Source organism: Pseudomonas sp. LRF_L74 (genome assembly GCF_965644255.1).
Lineage (GTDB): Bacteria > Pseudomonadota > Gammaproteobacteria > Pseudomonadales > Pseudomonadaceae > Aquipseudomonas.
Genome location: NZ_CBFFRH010000019.1, coordinates 13879 through 34685, shown reverse-complemented (window position 1 = coordinate 34685; position 20807 = coordinate 13879). Strand labels below are relative to the sequence as shown.

Sequence of the window (20807 nt, the reverse complement as noted above, 5' to 3'; positions counted from 1 at the left end):
GGGCGAGGGAAAATATCAGCCAACGGGCCTGTTGCGGCGCTACTGTCGGGATCAGCTTCGGATCGCTATCATGCGCCACTCTTCGAAAGGCTGGCGGTTATGCGTAAGGTTCTCGAAATTCTTCAGGATGGTGAGTTTCACTCAGGTGAAGATATTGGTCGTGTGCTTGGTATTAGTCGGGCGGCGATCTGGAAGCGCTTGAACTCTCTGCGAGGCGATTTGGGGCTCGATATTCATAGCGTTCGCGGGCGAGGCTATCGGCTGTCATCTCCTGTCAGTTTGCTTGATCGGCAGCGCCTTTCGGCTGGTATTTCCCATCTAGGTTGGCAAGCTGCCCTGCTTGAGTCTGTCGACTCTACCAATGCAGAGGTTTTGCGCAGGTTGTCTGCGGGCAATGACGGGCCGTTGCTGGTGGTTGCCGAGCAGCAGATCAGTGGTCGAGGTCGGCGCGGTCGTGTCTGGGCGAGCCCTTATGGGGAAAACCTTTATTTCAGTCTTGGGTTTCATCATGAGGGTGGTGCGCAGTTGCTCGAGGGGTTGAGCCTGACAGTCGGGTTGGCGGTGCTGCGTGCGTTGGAAGGCGCGGGTTGTATCGGTGCTGGGCTGAAGTGGCCGAATGATCTTCTGGTAAATGGGCAGAAAATCGCGGGCATCTTGATTGAGCTTTCCGGGGACCCCGCTGGAAGCTGTCAAGTCGTAGTGGGGATCGGGGTCAACGTGAATATGACGGCGACCCGTTGCGACTCCATCTCCCAGCCTTGGACATCTTTGCGTAGTTGTCTTGGTCGGTTGCTGGAACGGACGGATTTTGCGTTGTCTCTTGCTAAGCATCTGCATGGCTATCTTAAGCATCATGAGTCTGAAGGCTTTCCTTCAATTAGAGCTGAATGGGAGGCGTCGCATCTTTGGCAGGGGGCTGAAGTATCTCTGCAGATGGGGGCTCGCGCGATCGATGGGGTGATCCTGGGGGTTGATGACCAAGGTGCCTTGCGATTGTTGGTTGATGGTTCGGAGCAGCGCTTTAGTGGTGGAGAGCTAAGTTTGAGGTTGCGCAATGATTCTTGAGCTCGACTGCGGAAATAGCCTGATCAAGTGGCGTCTTTTATCTCAGGAGCGGGGCGAGAGGCTTGCTGGTGGAACTGTTTCCTCTAATGAGGAGCTGGTTGCTGCGGTATCGGGGTTCTCGAGCCTGGGCTTGGCGGGATGCCGTCTCGTTAGTGTGCGCAGCGATGATGAGACGGCTGTCCTCGTCGCGTTGATTAAAGTGACTTTTAGCGTGGACGTATGCTGCGCTAAGCCGGCTCTGGAGCTTGCAGGCGTCCAGAATGGCTATGACGATTATATGCGGCTCGGCCTGGATCGATGGTTGGCAGTGGTAGGGGCTTATTCTTTATCTCGTCGGGCATGCCTCGTTCTGGATCTTGGCACTGCAATCACTTCGGATTTCGTTACTGTCGAGGGGCGACACTTGGGGGGCTACATCTGCCCTGGCGTACCGATGATGCGCAATCAGCTTCGAACGCATACCAGGCGCATTCGTTACGATGATGATCAAGCCCAGCGGGCCTTGCTTGATCTCGTTCCTGGAACGTCTACCCCGGAAGCGGTGGAGCGTGGTTGTTCGCTGATGCTGCGCGGCTTTGTACAAACGCAGATTGATTTCGCGACGAGTAGGTGGGGGGAAGACTTTGATATCTACCTTACCGGGGGGGATGCGTTGCTTGTGCAAGATGTCGTGCCGCCGAGTTCCAAGCATTTTCCTGAGCTTGTCTTCGTCGGTCTCGCTATAGCCTGTCCGGGTGTTTGAGGCACTTATGCGCTGGTTTTTTCTGCTCTTTCTCGTTCTCAATCTCTTCTATTACGTTTGGCATCAGCAGCAGGTGCCTTTGCGCGCGAAGGAGGTTCCTGCAATGGAGCCATATCGCGGCAGTCAGCAGGATATCCGCCTTTTGAGTGAGAGTGAGGGGGTTCCTAAAGAGGTTCCTTCCCGAGAGCATGTGGCGGGTGGAGAAGCTTGTTTATTCTTGGGTGGTTTTCAGCAGGAGGTACAGGTGCGCCAGTTGGAGCAACGCCTGGTGTCTCTTGATATAAGGGTCGAGCTTCGATCAATCGATGCGGCTGCAGGTGTCGACTATTGGGTCTATCTGGCGCCGCTGGCATCCCGACAGGCCTCTCTGCGCCAGCTCAGGGAGTTGCAGGCCAGGAAAATCGATAGCTACATCATCGCTCAGGGGGATCTGGCCAATGGAATTTCTCTTGGGATATTCCCTCGTGGCGACTCTGCGCAAAGCGTGGTTCGGCGTCTGCAGGATGCAGGTTATGAGCCGTTGACACGAGAGTTGCCACGAGCGCAGCGAAGTTACTGGTTGCGAGTGGCACCGGAATCTCGACGCTTGATCGACGAGCCGATGCTCCAAGGAATGGCGAAAGATTTCAGTGGGTTGCAGCATCAATTAATGCCGTGCGAAACCATTGCAACCAAAGGGTAGTTTGAATAGAATGGCGCCCGCCTTGCAGGGGTGACCTTGTCGAGGTGCTGTCAAAAAGCGCTAAGCTCAAGTTTTTAATGAGAAAATGCTTGACAGTAGGGTGGCATGAAATGAAAATGCCGCCTCCTTTTGGAGGGGTTCCCGAGCGGCCAAAGGGATCAGACTGTAAATCTGACGTCATCGACTTCGAAGGTTCGAATCCTTCCCCCTCCACCAGATTCAAGCGTATGCAGGAAGCTATGCGGGCATAGTTCAGTGGTAGAACCTCAGCCTTCCAAGCTGATGATGCGGGTTCGATTCCCGCTGCCCGCTCCAGGTTCCTGTTTGTGCGAAATGTTTCGCTCATGTAGCTCAGTTGGTAGAGCACACCCTTGGTAAGGGTGAGGTCAGCGGTTCAAATCCGCTCATGAGCTCCACTTTAATGAAGGCAGATATGAATATATCTGCCTTTGTTTTAATGGCGGCGTGACTCGCTCAATTCATTGATGGGAGACGGTCAAGATGGCTAAGGAAAAATTCGAACGTAACAAACCGCATGTCAACGTAGGCACTATTGGCCACGTCGACCACGGCAAGACCACCTTGACCGCTGCTCTGACCCGCGTCTGCTCCGAAGTATTCGGTAGCGCCAAGGTCGACTTCGACAAGATCGACTCGGCTCCGGAAGAGAAAGCGCGCGGTATCACCATCAACACCGCTCACGTCGAGTACGACTCGGCTGTTCGCCACTACGCGCACGTTGACTGCCCGGGCCACGCCGACTACGTGAAGAACATGATCACCGGTGCTGCCCAGATGGACGGTGCGATCCTGGTTTGCTCGGCCGCCGATGGCCCGATGCCGCAGACTCGCGAGCACATCCTGCTGTCCCGTCAGGTTGGCGTTCCTTACATCGTCGTGTTCCTGAACAAGGCCGACATGGTTGATGACGCCGAGCTGCTGGAGTTGGTGGAAATGGAAGTGCGCGACCTGCTCAGCACTTACGACTTCCCGGGCGATGACACTCCTATCATCATCGGTTCCGCGCTGATGGCGCTGAACGGCGAAGACGGCAACGAAATGGGTACTTCGGCTGTCAAGAAGCTGGTCGAGACTCTGGATGCCTACATCCCTGAGCCGGTTCGTGCCATCGACAAGCCGTTCCTGATGCCGATCGAAGACGTGTTCTCGATCTCCGGCCGCGGTACTGTCGTAACCGGTCGTGTAGAGCGCGGTATCGTCAAGATCCAGGAAGAAATCGAAATCGTTGGTCTGCGTGCTACCACCAAGACCACCTGCACCGGTGTCGAGATGTTCCGCAAGCTGCTCGACGAAGGTCGTGCGGGTGAGAACTGTGGCGTCCTGCTGCGTGGCACCAAGCGTGACGACGTGGAGCGTGGTCAGGTTCTGGCCAAGCCGGGCACCATCAAGCCGCACACCAAGTTCGAAGCGGAAGTGTACGTTCTGTCCAAGGAAGAAGGTGGTCGTCACACCCCGTTCTTCAAGGGCTACCGTCCGCAGTTCTACTTCCGTACCACTGACGTGACCGGTTCGTGCGAACTACCGGAAGGCGTTGAGATGGTAATGCCGGGCGACAACATCAAAATGGTTGTCACCCTGATCAAGCCGATCGCCATGGAAGACGGCCTGCGTTTCGCGATTCGCGAAGGCGGCCGTACCGTTGGTGCCGGCGTGGTTGCCAAGGTCATCGAGTAATCGGTTGATCTGAAGTCGTCAGGTCGGCATAATGGTCGGCCTGACCAGTTTTAGGCCAGTAGCTCAATTGGCAGAGCGGCGGTCTCCAAAACCGCAGGTTGGGGGTTCGATTCCCTCCTGGCCTGCCAGATTCTGGAATACAAAGAATCTGGCTTTTGTCTCACAGGACTTTTCTCATGAACGCCAAGGCTGAAGCTAAAGACTCGCGCTTTGACTCTCTGAAGTGGTTGGTTGTCGTCGCTTTGGTTGTAGTGGGTGTTGTCGGTAATCAGTATTTTTCTGCTGAGCCGCTCCTGTATCGCGTACTGGCGTTGCTGGTTCTTGCCGGTATCGCCGCTTTCGTTGCGCTGCAGACGGGGAAAGGTAAGTCCTTCTTCGTTCTCGCTAAAGAAGCACGCGCCGAGATTCGCAAGGTTGTATGGCCTAGCCGTCAGGAAACTACTCAGACCACCATGATCGTGGTTGCAGTTGTTCTGGTTATGGCGCTGGTTCTGTGGGGGCTCGATTCCCTGCTGGGCTGGCTTGTCTCTTTGATTGTCGGTTAAGGGTTGCTCAGTGGCTAAGCGTTGGTACGTCGTGCATGCTTACTCGGGTTACGAGAAGCATGTGATGCGCTCGCTGATCGAGCGCGTCAAGCTGGCAGGAATGGAAGATGAGTTTGGCGAAATTCTGGTCCCCACTGAAGAAGTGGTCGAGATGCGCAATGGCCAGAAGCGCAAAAGCGAGCGTAAGTTCTTTCCTGGCTATGTCTTGGTTCAGATGGAAATGAACGAGGCCACTTGGCACTTGATCAAGGATACGCCGCGCGTTATGGGTTTCATTGGCGGTACTGCCGATAAGCCTGCGCCTATCACTGAAAAAGAAGCTGACGCAATTCTTCGTCGTGTTGCTGATAGTGGTGACAAGCCGAAGCCGAAAACGTTGTTCGAGCCGGGCGAGACGGTTCGTGTGGTTGACGGTCCGTTCGCAGATTTCAACGGTGTCGTCGAAGAAGTTAACTACGAGAAGAGCCGCATTCATGTTGCCGTGCTCATTTTCGGTCGCTCCACGCCGGTGGAGTTGGAGTTCAGTCAGGTCGAAAAGGTTTAACTGAACACTGCATCCCATACCCCGCAGCTGCTGGCTGTGGGGTTTTTTCGTCACTGGGATAAATGCGTTAGCAACCGGGGAGCCTTGATTGGCGTTTGAACCCGTTACTGGAGTAGCTCATGGCTAAGAAGATTACCGCTTACATCAAGCTGCAAGTGAAGGCCGCTCAGGCCAACCCGTCGCCGCCCGTTGGTCCGGCTCTGGGTCAGCACGGCGTCAACATCATGGAATTCTGCAAGGCGTTCAACGCCAAGACCCAGGGCATGGAACCTGGTCTGCCGACTCCGGTGATCATCACTGTATACAGTGACCGCAGCTTCACGTTCGAAACCAAAAGCACCCCCGCTTCTGTTCTGCTGAAGAAGGCTGCAGGTCTGACCAGCGGTTCGGCTCGTCCGAACACCGTCAAGGTCGGTACCGTTACCCGTGCCCAGCTGGAAGAAATCGCCAAGACCAAGCAAGCCGACCTGACCGCTGCTGATCTTGATGCTGCCGTACGTACCATCGCTGGCTCCGCGCGCAGCATGGGCCTGAACGTGGAGGGTGTGTAATGGCTAAGCTGACCAAGCGCCAAAAGGCTATTGCCGAGAAAGTCGAAGCTGGCAAGCAATACGGCTTCGAAGATGCCGCCAAACTGTTGGCTGAACTGTCTGCGGTGAAATTCACCGAGTCGTTCGATATCGCCATCAACCTCGGTGTCGATCCGCGTAAATCCGACCAGGTCGTTCGTGGTGCTACCGTTCTGCCGAACGGCACTGGCAAGAGCGTTCGCGTTGCTGTGTTCACCCAGGGCCCAGGCGTTGAAGCTGCATTGGCTGCCGGCGCTGACAAAGTCGGTATGGACGAGCTGGCTGCCGAAATGAAAGCTGGCGACCTGAGTTACGACGTGGTGATCGCCTCGCCGGACGCCATGCGCGTTGTCGGCCAGTTGGGTCAGGTTCTCGGCCCGCGTGGCCTGATGCCGAACCCGAAGGTCGGTACCGTGACTCCGGACGTCGCTACTGCGGTCAAGAATGCCAAGGCTGGCCAGGTACGTTTCCGTACCGACAAGAACGGCATCATCCACAGCTCCGTGGGCAAGGTCGGCTTCGAAGCCGGTGCTCTGAAGCAGAACGTGGAAGCCCTGCTGGCTGACCTGAAGCGTCTGAAGCCGTCGACTTCGAAAGGTATCTACGTCAAGCGCGTGACCCTGAGCACCACCATGGGTCCGGGTCTGGTCATCGACCAGGCATCGCTCGACGCGTAAGTGACATGCCCGGCTACGGTCGGGCGACAAAATTGGGGTCCCTGCCTGGCGGGGGCTGTCCAAGACCGTAGGTGGTGAATGCTTTAAAGATTGGGTTCGTCCTGATCGCCTACGCAGATGGTGCTCCCGATTCGCTCGCGAATCAGACACCAAAACGCCGCCGGGTTTCGGCCCGGCGTTACGGTAAAAACCAGGAGTAAACCCGTGGCAATTAAACTCGAAGACAAGAAGGCCATCGTCGCTGAAGTCAACGAGGCTGCCAAAGCCGGTCTGTCCGCTGTCGTGGCTGATGCCCGTGGCGTGACCGTCGGCGCAATGACCGGACTCCGTAAAGAGGCCCGCGCTGCTGGTGTGTACGTGAAAGTCGTGCGTAACACCCTGGCTCGCCGCGCCGTTGAAGGTACTCAATTCGATATCCTCAGCGACGTGTTCAAAGGCCCGACCCTGCTTGCTTTCTCCAATGAACATCCGGGCGCTGCTGCCCGTATCTTCAAAGAGTTCGCCAAGGGTCAGGATAAGTTCGAGATCAAGGCAGCTGCGTTCGAGGGCCAGTTCCTCGCAGCAAACCAGATCGACGTGCTGGCAACTCTGCCGACCTACGACGAAGCCATTTCCCAGCTGATGAGCGTGATCCAAGGCGCCACCAGCAAACTGGCTCGTACTCTGGCGGCCGTCCGCGACCAGAAAGAAGCCGCTGCCGCCTAAGGCGCGCCATCTTTCCAACGCTTATTTGTTTAATTTGACGGTCGCGAAGGCTGTCCCCCAATACAGGAATTAGAGTCATGGCTCTGTCTAACGAAGACATCATCGAAGCAATCGGCCAGAAAACCGTTCTGGAAGTGGTCGAGCTGATCAAGGCGATGGAAGAGAAGTTCGGCGTTACCGCCGCTGCCGCTACCGTTGCTGCTGCTGGCCCGGCTGCTGCCGCTGCTGAAGAGCAAACCGAGTTCACCATCGTCCTGACCGAAGCCGGTGACAAGAAAGTCAACGTGATCAAGGTCGTTCGTGAGCTGACCGGTCTGGGTCTGAAAGAAGCCAAGGCTGTTGTTGACGGCGCCCCGGGCACCGTTAAAGAAGGCGCTTCGAAAGAAGAAGCCGAAGCCGCTAAAAAGGCTCTGGAAGAAGCTGGCGCCAAAGTCGAGCTCAAGTAAGCGACGACCTTGCGTCTACAGCCCGAGCGTTAAGCGACAGGCTGATGGCTGGTGGCAAATGCCACCGGCCTTTTTCCGTTATGGGCAGGGTCTGGAAGATGGCTCGTCTATGGCGCGAAATCCCGCCCGAGGGCGGCGCAAACCAAAAGGGTTTGCACGATTTTCTGGTCGTCCCGCCGGGGCGGCCACAAGCAGGTGACCAAGCTGGGGAACGCTGATGGCTTACTCATACACTGAGAAAAAACGTATCCGCAAGGACTTTAGCAAGTTGCCGGACGTGATGGATGTGCCGTACCTCCTGGCCATCCAGTTGGATTCGTACCGCGAATTCCTGCAGGCGGGAGCAAGCAAGGAGCAGTTCCGCGACGTTGGCCTTCATGCGGCCTTCAAGTCCGTTTTCCCGATCATCAGCTACTCCGGCAACGCTGCCCTGGAGTACGTTGGCTATCGTCTGGGCGAGCCGGCTTTCGACGTCAAGGAATGCGTGCTGCGCGGCGTGACCTTTGCCGTTCCTCTGCGGGTCAAGGTGCGCCTGATCATTTTCGACAAAGAATCGTCGAACAAAGCGATCAAGGACATCAAGGAGCAGGAAGTCTACATGGGGGAAATCCCCCTGATGACCGAGAACGGTACCTTCATCATCAACGGTACCGAGCGCGTCATCGTCTCCCAGTTGCACCGTTCGCCGGGTGTGTTCTTCGATCACGACCGTGGCAAGACCCACAGCTCGGGCAAGCTGCTGTACTCCGCGCGCATCATCCCTTACCGCGGCTCCTGGCTGGACTTCGAGTTCGACCCGAAGGACGCGGTATTCGTGCGTATCGACCGTCGCCGCAAACTGCCGGCCTCCGTCCTGCTGCGCGCGCTGGGCTACAGCACCGAAGAAGTGCTCGACGCCTTCTATGCGACCAACGTTTACCACGTGAAGGGCGAAACCCTGAACCTGGAACTGGTTCCCCAGCGTCTGCGTGGTGAAATCGCCGCTTTCGATATCAAGGATGAAAACGGCAAGGTCATCGTCGAGCAGGGCCGTCGCGTCACCGCGCGCCACATCAACCAGATCGACAAGGCTGGCATCAAAGAGCTGGAAGTTCCGCTCGACTACGTGCTGGGTCGCACCACCGCCAAGGCCATCGTGCATCCGGCCACTGGTGAGATCGTTGCCGAGTGCAACACCGAACTGACTACCGAGATTCTGGCGAAGATCGTCAAGGCCCAGGTCGTCCGCATCGAGACGCTGTACACCAACGACATCGACTGTGGTCCGTTCATCTCCGACACGCTGAAGATCGACTCCACCAGCAACCAACTGGAAGCGCTGGTCGAGATCTACCGCATGATGCGTCCTGGCGAGCCGCCAACCAAGGATGCCGCCGAGACCCTGTTCAACAACCTGTTTTTCAGCGCCGAGCGTTACGACCTGTCTGCCGTCGGCCGCATGAAGTTCAACCGCCGTATCGGCCGTACCGAGATCGAAGGTTCGGGTGTCCTGAGCAAGGAAGACATCGTCGACGTGCTCAAGACCCTGGTCGATATCCGTAACGGCAAAGGCATCGTCGACGACATCGACCACCTGGGTAACCGTCGTGTCCGTTGTGTCGGCGAGATGGCCGAGAACCAGTTCCGCGTTGGCCTGGTCCGTGTCGAGCGCGCGGTCAAAGAGCGCCTGTCGATGGCGGAAAGCGAAGGCCTGATGCCGCAAGACCTGATCAACGCCAAGCCGGTTGCGGCGGCGGTGAAGGAGTTCTTCGGTTCCAGCCAGCTGTCCCAGTTCATGGACCAGAACAACCCGCTTTCCGAGATCACCCATAAGCGCCGTGTTTCGGCTCTTGGCCCAGGCGGTCTGACCCGTGAGCGTGCCGGCTTCGAAGTCCGCGACGTACACCCGACTCACTACGGCCGTGTGTGCCCGATCGAAACCCCTGAGGGGCCGAACATCGGTCTGATCAACTCCCTGGCGGCCTATGCCCGCACCAACCAGTACGGTTTCCTGGAAAGCCCGTACCGTGTGGTCAAGGGCGGTCAGGTCAGCGACGACATCGTGTTCCTCTCCGCTATCGAAGAGGCCGATCACGTCATCGCCCAGGCGTCCGCGACCCTGAACGACAAAGGTCAACTGGTCGACGAACTGGTGGCGGTGCGTCACCTGAACGAGTTCACCGTCAAGGCGCCGGAAGACGTGACCCTGATGGACGTGTCGCCGAAGCAGGTCGTTTCCGTCGCTGCCTCGTTGATTCCGTTCCTCGAGCACGACGACGCCAACCGCGCGCTCATGGGTTCGAACATGCAGCGTCAGGCGGTGCCGACCCTGCGTTCGGACAAGCCGCTGGTCGGTACCGGCATGGAGCGCAACGTCGCCCGTGACTCCGGCGTCTGCGTCGTGGCTCGTCGCGGTGGGGTGATCGACTCCGTCGACGCCAGCCGCATCGTGGTCCGCGTCAACGACGATGAAGTCGAAACCGGTGAGGCCGGTGTCGACATCTACAACCTGACCAAGTACACCCGTTCCAACCAGAACACCTGCATCAACCAGCGTCCGCTGGTAAGCAAGGGTGACCAGGTCTCGCGTAGCGACATCCTGGCTGACGGCCCGTCCACCGACATGGGTGAACTGGCGCTGGGCCAGAATATGCGCGTCGCGTTCATGCCGTGGAACGGCTTCAACTTCGAAGACTCCATCTGCCTCTCCGAGCGTGTGGTCCAGGAAGATCGTTTCACCACGATCCACATCCAGGAACTGACCTGCGTCGCGCGTGACACCAAGCTTGGCCCAGAGGAAATCACCGCTGACATCCCGAACGTCGGTGAGGCCGCGCTGAACAAGCTGGACGAAGCGGGCATCGTCTACGTCGGTGCTGAAGTCGGCGCCGGCGACATTCTGGTTGGCAAGGTCACGCCGAAAGGCGAAACCCAACTGACGCCGGAAGAGAAGCTGCTGCGCGCGATCTTCGGTGAGAAGGCATCCGACGTCAAAGACACTTCCCTGCGCGTGCCGACCGGCACCAAGGGTACCGTCATCGACGTACAGGTCTTCACCCGTGACGGCGTCGAGCGCGATAGCCGTGCACTTTCCATCGAGAAGATGCAACTGGACGAGATCCGCAAGGACCTCAATGAAGAGTTCCGCATCGTCGAAGGCGCGACCTTCGAGCGTCTGCGTTCCGCCCTGGTTGGCGCCAAAGCCGAAGGTGGTGCTGGCCTGAAGAAAGGCACCGAGATCACCGACGAGTACCTCGATGGTCTCGAGCGTGGTCAATGGTTCAAGCTGCGCATGGCTGAGGACGCCCTTAACGAGCAATTGGAGAAGGCCCAGGCTTACATCTCCGATCGCCGTCAACTGCTCGACGACAAGTTCGAAGACAAGAAGCGCAAGCTGCAGCAGGGCGATGACCTGGCTCCAGGCGTGCTGAAGATCGTCAAGGTCTACCTGGCGATCAAGCGTCGCATCCAGCCAGGCGACAAGATGGCCGGTCGTCACGGTAACAAGGGTGTGGTCTCGGTGATCATGCCGGTCGAGGACATGCCGCACGACGCCAATGGCACGCCGGTCGACATCGTTCTCAACCCGCTCGGCGTACCGTCGCGGATGAACGTCGGTCAGATTCTCGAAACCCACCTGGGCCTGGCGGCCAAGGGCCTGGGCGAGAAGATCAACCGCATGCTCGAAGAGCAGCGCAAGATCACCGAACTGCGCAAGTTCCTGCACGAGATCTACAACGAGATCGGCGGCCGTCAGGAAAGCCTCGACAGCCTGAGCGATCAGGAAATCCTGGACCTGGCGAAGAACCTGCGTGGCGGTGTGCCGATGGCCACTCCGGTGTTCGACGGTGCCAAGGAAAGCGAGATCAAGGCCATGCTGAAACTGGCGGACCTGCCAGAAAGCGGCCAGATGCGCCTGACCGACGGCCGTACCGGCAACCAGTTCGAGCGCCCGACCACCGTCGGCTACATGTACATGCTCAAGCTGAACCACCTGGTCGACGACAAGATGCACGCCCGTTCCACCGGTTCCTACAGCCTGGTTACCCAGCAGCCGCTGGGTGGTAAGGCGCAGTTCGGTGGCCAGCGTTTCGGGGAGATGGAGGTCTGGGCGCTGGAAGCCTATGGCGCCGCCTACACCCTGCAGGAAATGCTGACGGTCAAGTCGGACGACGTGAACGGCCGTACCAAGATGTACAAGAACATCGTGGATGGCGATCACCGCATGGAGCCCGGCATGCCGGAGTCCTTCAACGTGTTGATCAAAGAGATCCGTTCGCTCGGCATCGATATCGAGCTGGAAACCGAATAACACGACGTGAATCAGCAGCGGGGCTAACCTAGCCCGCTGCCTGCTCCGCCAGGAGGAAAGGCCTTGAAAGACCTACTGAATTTGCTGAAAAACCAGGGTCAAGTCGAAGAGTTCGATGCCATTCGCATCGGCCTTGCTTCGCCTGAGATGATCCGTTCGTGGTCGTTCGGTGAAGTTAAAAAGCCGGAAACCATCAACTACCGTACCTTCAAGCCTGAGCGCGACGGTCTGTTCTGCGCCAAGATCTTTGGCCCGGTCAAGGATTACGAGTGCCTGTGCGGTAAGTACAAGCGCCTGAAACACCGTGGTGTGATCTGCGAGAAGTGCGGCGTCGAGGTCGCGCTGGCCAAGGTCCGTCGCGAGCGCATGGCGCACATCGAGCTGGCTTCGCCAGTCGCCCACATCTGGTTCCTCAAGTCGCTGCCGTCGCGTATCGGCCTGCTGCTGGACATGACCCTGCGTGATATCGAACGCGTGCTCTATTTCGAGAGCTACGTGGTTATCGACCCGGGCATGACCACCCTGGAAAAAGGACAACTGCTGAACGACGAGCAGTACTTCGAAGCCCTCGAGGAGTTCGGTGACGACTTCGATGCGCGCATGGGCGCCGAGGCCGTTCGCGAGCTGCTCAACGCCATCGACCTGGATCATGAGATCGGCCGCCTGCGTGAAGAGATTCCGCAGACCAACTCCGAAACCAAGATCAAGAAGCTGTCCAAGCGCCTGAAGCTGATGGAGGCCTTCAAGGACTCCGGCAACCATCCCGAGTGGATGGTGCTGACCGTTCTGCCGGTTCTGCCGCCAGACCTGCGTCCGCTGGTTCCGCTGGACGGTGGCCGTTTCGCGACGTCCGATCTCAACGATCTGTATCGCCGCGTGATCAACCGTAACAACCGCCTCAAGCGCCTGCTCGACCTGTCGGCGCCGGACATCATCGTGCGCAACGAAAAGCGCATGCTGCAGGAAGCGGTCGACGCCCTGCTCGACAACGGCCGTCGCGGTCGCGCCATCACCGGCTCGAACAAGCGTCCGCTGAAGTCGCTGGCCGACATGATCAAAGGTAAGCAAGGTCGCTTCCGTCAGAACCTGCTCGGTAAGCGCGTGGACTACTCCGGTCGTTCCGTGATCACCGTGGGCCCGACCCTGCGCCTGCACCAGTGCGGTCTGCCGAAGAAAATGGCCCTCGAGCTGTTCAAGCCGTTCATTTTCGGCAAGCTCGAAGCGCGTGGCATGGCAACCACCATCAAGGCTGCCAAGAAGATGGTCGAGCGCGAGCTGCCCGAGGTCTGGGACGTTCTCGCCGAAGTCATCCGCGAACACCCCGTGCTGCTGAACCGTGCGCCGACCCTGCACCGTCTGGGCATCCAGGCGTTCGAGCCGGTACTGATCGAAGGCAAGGCGATCCAACTGCACCCGCTGGTCTGCGCCGCGTACAACGCCGACTTCGACGGTGACCAGATGGCCGTTCACGTGCCGCTGACGCTGGAGGCCCAGCTCGAAGCGCGCGCGCTGATGATGTCGACCAACAACATCCTTTCGCCCGCCAACGGCGAGCCGATCATCGTGCCGTCGCAGGACGTGGTTCTGGGTCTGTACTACATGACCCGTGAAGCGGTGAACGCCAAGGGTGAAGGCCGCGTATTCGCCGACCTGCAGGAAGTCGACCGCGTGTTCCGCGCGGGCGAAGCGTCCCTGCACGCTCGTGTGAAGGTGCGCATCAAGGAGACCGTCAAGCACCGCGACGGCACCATCACCAAGAACACCCGCATCGTCGACACCACCGTCGGCCGCGCGTTGCTGTTCCAGGTCGTGCCCGCTGGCCTGGCGTTCGACGTGGTCAACCAGCCGATGAAGAAGAAGGCGATCTCCCGACTGATCAACCTGTGCTATCGCGTGGTTGGTCTGAAGGACACCGTCATCTTCGCTGACCAATTGATGTACACCGGTTTCGCCTACTCGACCATCTCCGGTGTGTCGATCGGCGTGAACGACTTCGTCATCCCGGACGAGAAGGCGCGCATCATCGACGCCGCCACCGAGGAAGTGAAGGAGATCGAATCGCAGTACGCCTCCGGCCTGGTCACCCAGGGCGAGAAGTACAACAAGGTGATCGACCTCTGGTCCAAGGCTAACGACGAAGTGTCCAAGGCGATGATGGCCAACCTCTCGAAAGAGAAAGTCATCGACCGCGAAGGCAAGCAAGTCGACCAGGAGTCCTTCAACTCCATGTACATGATGGCCGACTCCGGTGCGCGTGGTTCCGCCGCCCAGATTCGCCAGTTGGCCGGTATGCGTGGCCTGATGGCCAAGCCGGACGGCTCCATCATCGAAACGCCGATCACCGCCAACTTCCGTGAAGGCCTGAACGTACTCCAGTACTTCATCTCCACCCACGGTGCCCGTAAAGGTCTGGCGGATACTGCATTGAAGACCGCGAACTCCGGTTACCTGACCCGTCGTCTGGTCGACGTGGCCCAGGATCTGGTGGTGACCGAGATCGACTGCGGCACCGAGCAGGGCCTGCACATGACGCCGCACATCGAAGGCGGCGACGTGGTCGAGCCGCTGGGCGAGCGCGTCCTGGGTCGTGTCATCGCGCGTGACGTGTTCAAGCCGGGAACCGACGAAATCGCCGTACCGGCCGGTACCCTGATCGACGAGCAGTGGGTCGAGTTCATCGAGCGCAACAGTATCGACGAAGTGGTCGTGCGTTCGCCGATCAGTTGCGAAACCCGCTTCGGTATCTGCGCCAAGTGCTACGGCCGCGATCTGGCCCGTGGTCATCAGGTCAACATCGGTGAGGCGGTTGGCGTTATCGCCGCCCAGTCCATCGGTGAGCCGGGTACCCAGTTGACCATGCGTACCTTCCACATCGGTGGTGCGGCCAGCCGTACTTCCGCAGCCGACAGCGTGCAGGTGAAGAATGGTGGTGCGGTCCGTCTGCACAACCTGAAGCATGTCGAGCGCGCCGATGGCAACCTGGTCGCGGTGTCCCGCTCCGGTGAGCTGGCCATCGCCGACGAGTTCGGTCGCGAGCGCGAGCGCTACAAGCTGCCGTACGGTGCGGTCATCAGCGTCAAGGAAGGCGACAAGGTCGATCCGGGCGCCATCGTCGCCAAGTGGGACCCGCACACCCACCCGATCGTGACCGAGATGAAGGGTACTATCACCTTCGTCGGCATGGAGGAGGGCATCACCATCAAGCGCCAGACCGACGAACTGACCGGTCTGACCAACATCGAGGTGCTCGATCCGAAGGATCGTCCGGCCGCCGGCAAGGACATCCGTCCTGCGGTCAAGCTGGTCGACGCCAATGGCAAAGAGCTGCTGCTGCCGGGTACCGACGTACCGGCTCAGTACTTCCTGCCAGCCAACGCCCTCGTCGGTGTGGCTGACGGTGTGCAGGTCGGTGTCGGTGACGTCATCGCCCGTATCCCGCAGGAAACCTCGAAGACCCGCGACATCACCGGTGGTCTGCCGCGTGTTGCCGACCTGTTCGAAGCCCGTCGTCCGAAAGAAGCGTCGATCCTGGCAGAGATCAGCGGCACCATCTCCTTCGGTAAAGAGACCAAGGGCAAGCGCCGCCTGGTCATCACCCCGACCGATGGCAGCGATCCATACGAAGAGCTGATTCCGAAATGGCGTCACCTCAACGTGTTCGAAGGTGAACAGGTCAACCGTGGCGAGGTCATCTCCGACGGCCCGAGCGATCCGCACGACATCCTGCGTCTGCTGGGCGTCAGCGCGCTGGCCAAGTACATCGTCAACGAGATCCAGGACGTTTACCGTCTGCAAGGCGTGAAGATCAACGACAAGCACATCGAGACCATCCTGCGCCAGATGCTGCGCAAGGTCGAAGTCAGCGAGTCGGGCGATTCGAGCTTCATCAAGGGCGATCAGGTCGAGCTCACCCAGGTCCTGGGCGAGAACGAAACCCTGGTGGCCGAAGACAAGTTCACTGCCAAGTTCGAGCGCGTACTGCTGGGTATCACCAAGGCATCGTTGTCCACCGAGTCGTTCATTTCGGCGGCATCTTTCCAGGAAACCACTCGCGTCCTCACCGAGGCAGCGGTCACTGGCAAGCGCGACTACCTGCGTGGTCTGAAAGAAAACGTGGTGGTCGGTCGCCTGATCCCGGCAGGTACCGGTCTGGCTTATCACAGCGAACGCAAGCGTCGCCGTGAAGCCGACAAACCGGTTCGCGTGAGTGCGAGCGAGGTCGAGGCAGCACTGACCGAAGCGTTGAACTCCAGCAGCAACTAATCAGGAAAGGGCTTGACAGGTTCAAGCCCAGTCTTGACTGGGGGTATGAGTCTCTTTAGACTCATGCACCCCTAAATATGGCAGGGCGTTCGGCTCTGCCATTTGTTTTTGTGGGTAATAGCGTCGAAAGACAACAGTGGAGCTTTTAGATGGCAACTATCAACCAGCTGGTACGCCAGCCGCGCAAGCGTATCGTCGACAAGAGCGACGTTCCTGCGCTGCAGAACTGCCCGCAACGCCGTGGCGTGTGCACTCGCGTGTACACCACTACGCCGAAAAAACCGAACTCCGCACTGCGTAAAGTGTGCCGTGTTCGTCTGACCAACGGTTTTGAAGTCACCTCCTACATCGGTGGTGAAGGTCACAACCTGCAAGAGCACAGCGTCGTGCTGATCCGTGGCGGTCGTGTAAAAGACCTTCCGGGTGTGCGCTACCACACTGTCCGCGGTTCGCTGGACACCACTGGTGTCAAAGACCGTAAGCAGGGCCGTTCGAAGTACGGTTCCAAGCGTCCGAAGTAATTCGGCCGCCATTCATCTTTTAGTTGAGTCGATAAGAGTAAGGTCGGGCATCGTGTCCCGAGCTAACCTGAAGACCGTTTGAGGGCTTATCATGCCAAGACGTCGTGTAGCAGCAAAGCGTGAGATCCTGGACGATCCGAAATACGGAAGCCAGATTCTCGCCAAATTCATGAACCACGTGATGGAAAGCGGCAAGAAGGCCGTGGCCGAGCGCATCGTTTACGGTGCCCTGGACACAGTCAAGGCGCGCAAGAACAGCGATCCCCTGGAAATCTTCGAGAAAGCTCTCGACGCCATCGCTCCGCTGGTCGAAGTCAAGTCCCGCCGTGTAGGCGGTGCTACCTACCAGGTTCCGGTCGAAGTTCGCCCATCCCGTCGTAACGCCCTGGCCATGCGCTGGCTGGTGGACTTCGCGCGCAAGCGCGGTGAGAAGTCCATGGCCCTGCGCCTGGCTGGTGAGCTGTTGGACGCTGCCGAAGGCAAAGGTGCTGCAGTCAAGAAGCGTGAAGACGTACACCGTATGGCGGAAGCCAACAAGGCGTTCTCGCACTACCGCTTCTAATTCCGGCATCAATTTCTTTGCGAGGGCTTTATGGCTCGTAATACAGCAATCAACCGCTACCGTAACATCGGTATCTGTGCCCACGTTGACGCGGGCAAGACCACTACGACCGAGCGGATCCTGTTCTACACAGGCCTCAGCCACAAGATGGGCGAGGTGCATGATGGCGCCGCGACTACCGACTGGATGGTTCAGGAGCAGGAGCGTGGTATTACCATTACTTCTGCTGCCATCACCACCTTCTGGAAGGGTTCGGTTGGCCAGTATGACAACTACCGCGTAAACGTCATCGATACCCCCGGTCACGTTGACTTCACCATTGAAGTAGAGCGTTCCCTGCGTGTGCTCGACGGTGCCGTCGTTGTGTTCTGTGGTACTTCCGGTGTCGAGCCGCAGTCCGAAACCGTATGGCGTCAGGCCAACAAGTACGGTGTTCCGCGTATCGTCTACGTGAACAAGATGGACCGTGCCGGTGCCAACTTCCTGCGCGTCGTCGGTCAGATCAAGAACCGTCTGGGTCATACCCCGGTTCCGATCCAGATCGCCATCGGCGCAGAGGATAACTTCGAGGGTCAGGTCGATCTGATCAAGATGAAGGCTATCTACTGGAACGACGACGACAAGGGCACCACCTATCGTGAGGAAGAGATCCCGGCCGAGTTGCTGGATCTGGCCAACGAGTGGCGCAGCAACATGGTCGAGGCGGCAGCCGAAGCCAACGAAGAGCTGATGAACAAGTACCTTGAAGAAGGTGATCTGTCGGCCGATGACATCAAGGCGGGTCTGCGTCTGCGCACCCTGGCCAGTGAAATCGTTCCGGCTGTTTGCGGCTCTTCCTTCAAGAACAAGGGCGTTCCGCTGGTTCTCGATGCCGTCATCGACTTCCTGCCTGCTCCGACCGAGATCCCTGCGATCAAGGGTATCCACCCGGATCTGGCTGACAAGCCTAAAGAGCAGATCGAAGAGAGCGAATACGACGAGCGTCATGCTGACGACAACGAGCCGTTCTCCGCTCTGGCGTTCAAGATCGCGACTGACCCGTTCGTGGGTACGCTGACCTTCGTTCGCGTTTACTCGGGCGTTCTGGAGTCTGGCCAGTCGGTCATCAACTCCGTCAAGGGCAAGAAAGAGCGCGTTGGTCGTATGGTGCAGATGCACGCCAACCAGCGTGAAGAGATCAAGGAAGTGCGCGCTGGCGACATCGCGGCTCTGATCGGCATGAAGGACGTCACCACGGGTGAAACCCTGTGCGATCCCGACAAGCAGATCATCCTTGAGCGCATGGACTTCCCGGAGCCGGTGATTTCGGTGGCTGTAGAGCCGAAAACCAAGGCTGACCAGGAAAAGATGGGTATCGCCCTCGGCAAGCTGGCCCAGGAAGACCCGTCGTTCCGCGTCAAGACCGACGAAGAAACCGGCCAGACCATCATCTCTGGTATGGGTGAGCTGCACCTGGACATCCTCGTCGACCGTATGCGTCGTGAGTTCAATGTCGAGGCGAACATCGGCAAGCCGCAGGTTTCCTACCGTGAAACCATCACCAAGGACGCTGTCGAGATCGAAGGCAAGTTCGTTCGTCAGTCCGGTGGTCGCGGTCAGTTCGGTCACTGCTGGATTCGTTTCTCGACTCCGGACGTGGACGACAAGGGCAACATCACCGAAGGTCTGGTGTTCACCAATGAAGTCGTTGGTGGTGTGGTTCCGAAGGAATACATCCCGGCGATCCAGAAAGGTATCGAAGAGCAGATGAAGAACGGCGTCGTCGCCGGCTATCCGCTGATCGGCCTGAAGGCGACCGTGTTCGATGGTTCCTACCACGACGTCGACTCCAACGAGATGGCGTTCAAGATCGCTGCTTCCATGGCGACCAAGCAACTGGCCCAGAAGGGTGGTGGTAAGGTGCTTGAGCCGATCATGAAGGTCGAGGTGGTGACTCCCGAGGACTACATGGGTGACGTGATGGGTGACCTGAACCGTCGTCGTGGTCTGATCCAGGGTATGGAAGACACGGTTTCCGGCAAAGTGATTCGTGCCGAGGTTCCGCTGGGTGAGATGTTCGGTTACGCGACCGACGTTCGCTCCATGTCCCAGGGGCGCGCGAGCTACTCCATGGAATTCTCCAAATACGCCGAAGCTCCGTCGAACATCGTCGAAGCGCTGGTTAAAAAACAAGGCTGATTCAGCCCTTTAGGCAAGAGGTTTAAGTCGTGGCTAAGGAAAAATTCGAACGTAACAAACCGCACGTCAACGTAGGCACCATCGGTCACGTCGACCACGGTAAAACTACCCTGACCGCTGCTCTGACCCGCGTCTGCTCCGAAGTATTCGGTAGCGCCAAGGTCGACTTCGACAAGATCGACTCGGCTCCGGAAGAGAAAGCGCGCGGTATCACCATCAACACTGCTCACGTCGAGTACGACTCGGCCGTTCGCCACTACGCGCACGTTGACTGCCCGGGCCACGCCGACTACGTGAAGAACATGATCACCGGTGCTGCCCAGATGGACGGTGCGATCCTGGTGTGCTCGGCCGCCGATGGCCCGATGCCGCAGACTCGCGAGCACATCCTGCTGTCTCGTCAGGTTGGCGTTCCTTACATCGTCGTGTTCCTGAACAAGGCCGACATGGTTGACGACGCCGAGCTGCTGGAGCTGGTGGAAATGGAAGTGCGCGACCTGCTCAGCACTTACGACTTCCCGGGCGACGACACCCCGATCATCATCGGTTCCGCGCTGATGGCCCTGAACGGCGAAGACGGCAACGAAATGGGTACTTCGGCTGTCAAGAAGCTGGTCGAGACTCTGGATGCCTACATCCCTGAGCCGGTTCGTGCCATCGACAAGCCGTTCCTGATGCCGATCGAAGACGTGTTCTCGATCTCCGGTCGCGGTACTGTCGTAACTGGTCGTGTAGAGCGCGGTATCGTCAAGATCCAGGAAGAAATCGAAATCGTTGGTCTGCGTGCTACCACCAAGACCACCTGTACCGGTGTCGAGATGTTCCGCAAGCTGCTCGACGAAGGTCGTGCTGGTGAGAACTGTGGCGTCCTGCTGCGTGGTACCAAGCGTGACGACGTGGAGCGTGGTCAGGTTCTGGCCAAGCCGGGCACCATCAAGCCGCACACCAAGTTCGAAGCTGAAGTGTACGTTCTGTCCAAAGAAGAAGGTGGTCGTCACACCCCGTTCTTCAAGGGCTACCGTCCGCAGTTCTACTTCCGTACCACTGACGTGACCGGTTCGTGCGAACTGCCGGAAGGCGTTGAGATGGTAATGCCGGGCGACAACATCAAAATGGTTGTCACCCTGATCAAGCCGATCGCCATGGAAGACGGCCTGCGTTTCGCGATTCGCGAAGGCGGCCGTACCGTTGGTGCCGGCGTGGTTGCCAAAGTCATCGAGTAATCGGCGACTGCTTCGAGAAAAGGGCCCTTCGGGGCCCTTTTCTTTTGGTTGGTCAAAAGTTGACACCCCCAAAGGCCATCCGTACAATCACGCCTCCTT

16 protein-coding genes and 4 tRNA genes are annotated in these 20807 nt (G+C 58.5%); all 20 read left to right on the top strand.

Annotated elements, in window-relative coordinates; translation table 11 throughout:
- Nucleotides 1–99: 99 nt before the first annotated feature.
- The 20 genes from birA (at nt 100) to tuf (ACSZPK_RS26440) (ending at nt 20708) form a co-directional block, all read left to right on the top strand.
- A complete protein-coding gene (birA, locus tag ACSZPK_RS26535) occupies nt 100–1065 on the top strand; it encodes a bifunctional biotin--[acetyl-CoA-carboxylase] ligase/biotin operon repressor BirA (RefSeq protein WP_437884606.1) in 966 nt (321 codons plus the stop codon).
- Nucleotides 1055–1807 carry a pantothenate kinase gene (locus ACSZPK_RS26530; protein ID WP_437884605.1) on the top strand — a complete coding sequence of 251 codons (753 nt, stop codon included), beginning with the start codon at nt 1055–1057 and terminating at the stop codon, nt 1805–1807. Before birA ends, ACSZPK_RS26530 begins: the two co-directional genes overlap by 11 nt.
- A gap of 7 nt (nt 1808–1814) precedes the next feature.
- Nucleotides 1815–2489 carry an SPOR domain-containing protein gene (locus ACSZPK_RS26525; RefSeq protein WP_437884604.1) on the top strand — a complete coding sequence of 225 codons (675 nt, stop codon included), beginning with the start codon at nt 1815–1817 and terminating at the stop codon, nt 2487–2489.
- Nucleotides 2490–2620: 131 nt separating this feature from the next.
- A tRNA-Tyr gene (locus tag ACSZPK_RS26520) sits at nt 2621–2705 on the top strand.
- A 25-nt stretch (nt 2706–2730) separates the two neighbouring features.
- Nucleotides 2731–2804 (top strand) — tRNA-Gly (locus tag ACSZPK_RS26515).
- A 25-nt stretch (nt 2805–2829) separates the two neighbouring features.
- Nucleotides 2830–2905 (top strand) — tRNA-Thr (locus tag ACSZPK_RS26510).
- Nucleotides 2906–2990: 85 nt separating this feature from the next.
- Nucleotides 2991–4184 carry an elongation factor Tu gene (gene tuf, locus ACSZPK_RS26505; RefSeq protein ID WP_437884594.1) on the top strand — a complete coding sequence of 398 codons (1194 nt, stop codon included), beginning with the start codon at nt 2991–2993 and terminating at the stop codon, nt 4182–4184.
- A 52-nt stretch (nt 4185–4236) separates the two neighbouring features.
- Nucleotides 4237–4312, top strand: a tRNA-Trp gene (locus ACSZPK_RS26500).
- A gap of 48 nt (nt 4313–4360) precedes the next feature.
- On the top strand, nt 4361–4729 hold the full coding sequence (gene secE / locus ACSZPK_RS26495) for a preprotein translocase subunit SecE (protein WP_437884603.1): 369 nt from the start codon (nt 4361–4363) through the stop codon (nt 4727–4729).
- Nucleotides 4730–4739: 10 nt separating this feature from the next.
- Entirely contained in the window at nt 4740–5273 is a 534-nt protein-coding gene (gene nusG, locus ACSZPK_RS26490; RefSeq protein ID WP_437884602.1) for a transcription termination/antitermination protein NusG, read from the top strand.
- A gap of 119 nt (nt 5274–5392) precedes the next feature.
- Entirely contained in the window at nt 5393–5824 is a 432-nt protein-coding gene (gene rplK / locus ACSZPK_RS26485; RefSeq protein WP_084307133.1) for a 50S ribosomal protein L11, read from the top strand.
- Nucleotides 5824–6519 carry a 50S ribosomal protein L1 gene (gene rplA, locus ACSZPK_RS26480; RefSeq protein ID WP_437884601.1) on the top strand — a complete coding sequence of 232 codons (696 nt, stop codon included), beginning with the start codon at nt 5824–5826 and terminating at the stop codon, nt 6517–6519. Before rplK ends, rplA begins: the two co-directional genes overlap by 1 nt.
- A 204-nt stretch (nt 6520–6723) precedes the next feature.
- Complete coding sequence (rplJ, locus tag ACSZPK_RS26475; RefSeq protein ID WP_437884600.1) at nt 6724–7224, top strand: 50S ribosomal protein L10; 501 nt, start codon at nt 6724–6726, stop codon at nt 7222–7224.
- A gap of 77 nt (nt 7225–7301) precedes the next feature.
- Entirely contained in the window at nt 7302–7670 is a 369-nt protein-coding gene (gene rplL, locus ACSZPK_RS26470; RefSeq protein WP_437884599.1) for a 50S ribosomal protein L7/L12, read from the top strand.
- A gap of 217 nt (nt 7671–7887) precedes the next feature.
- Nucleotides 7888–11961 carry a DNA-directed RNA polymerase subunit beta gene (gene rpoB, locus ACSZPK_RS26465; protein WP_437884598.1) on the top strand — a complete coding sequence of 1358 codons (4074 nt, stop codon included), beginning with the start codon at nt 7888–7890 and terminating at the stop codon, nt 11959–11961.
- Nucleotides 11962–12024: 63 nt separating this feature from the next.
- Entirely contained in the window at nt 12025–16224 is a 4200-nt protein-coding gene (gene rpoC, locus ACSZPK_RS26460) for a DNA-directed RNA polymerase subunit beta' (RefSeq protein ID WP_437884597.1), read from the top strand.
- 149 nt (nt 16225–16373) lie between these two features.
- Entirely contained in the window at nt 16374–16745 is a 372-nt protein-coding gene (gene rpsL / locus ACSZPK_RS26455) for a 30S ribosomal protein S12 (protein ID WP_437884596.1), read from the top strand.
- A 91-nt stretch (nt 16746–16836) separates the two neighbouring features.
- Entirely contained in the window at nt 16837–17307 is a 471-nt protein-coding gene (rpsG, locus tag ACSZPK_RS26450) for a 30S ribosomal protein S7 (protein ID WP_009397350.1), read from the top strand.
- A 30-nt stretch (nt 17308–17337) separates the two neighbouring features.
- The gene (gene fusA / locus ACSZPK_RS26445; RefSeq protein WP_437884595.1) at nt 17338–19485 is read left to right on the top strand and encodes an elongation factor G; all 2148 of its coding nucleotides are present in this window, start codon (nt 17338–17340) and stop codon (nt 19483–19485) included.
- 29 nt (nt 19486–19514) lie between these two features.
- Nucleotides 19515–20708, top strand: a complete 1194-nt coding sequence (gene tuf / locus ACSZPK_RS26440; protein WP_437884594.1) for an elongation factor Tu — start codon at nt 19515–19517, stop codon at nt 20706–20708.
- Nucleotides 20709–20807: the final 99 nt, after the last annotated feature.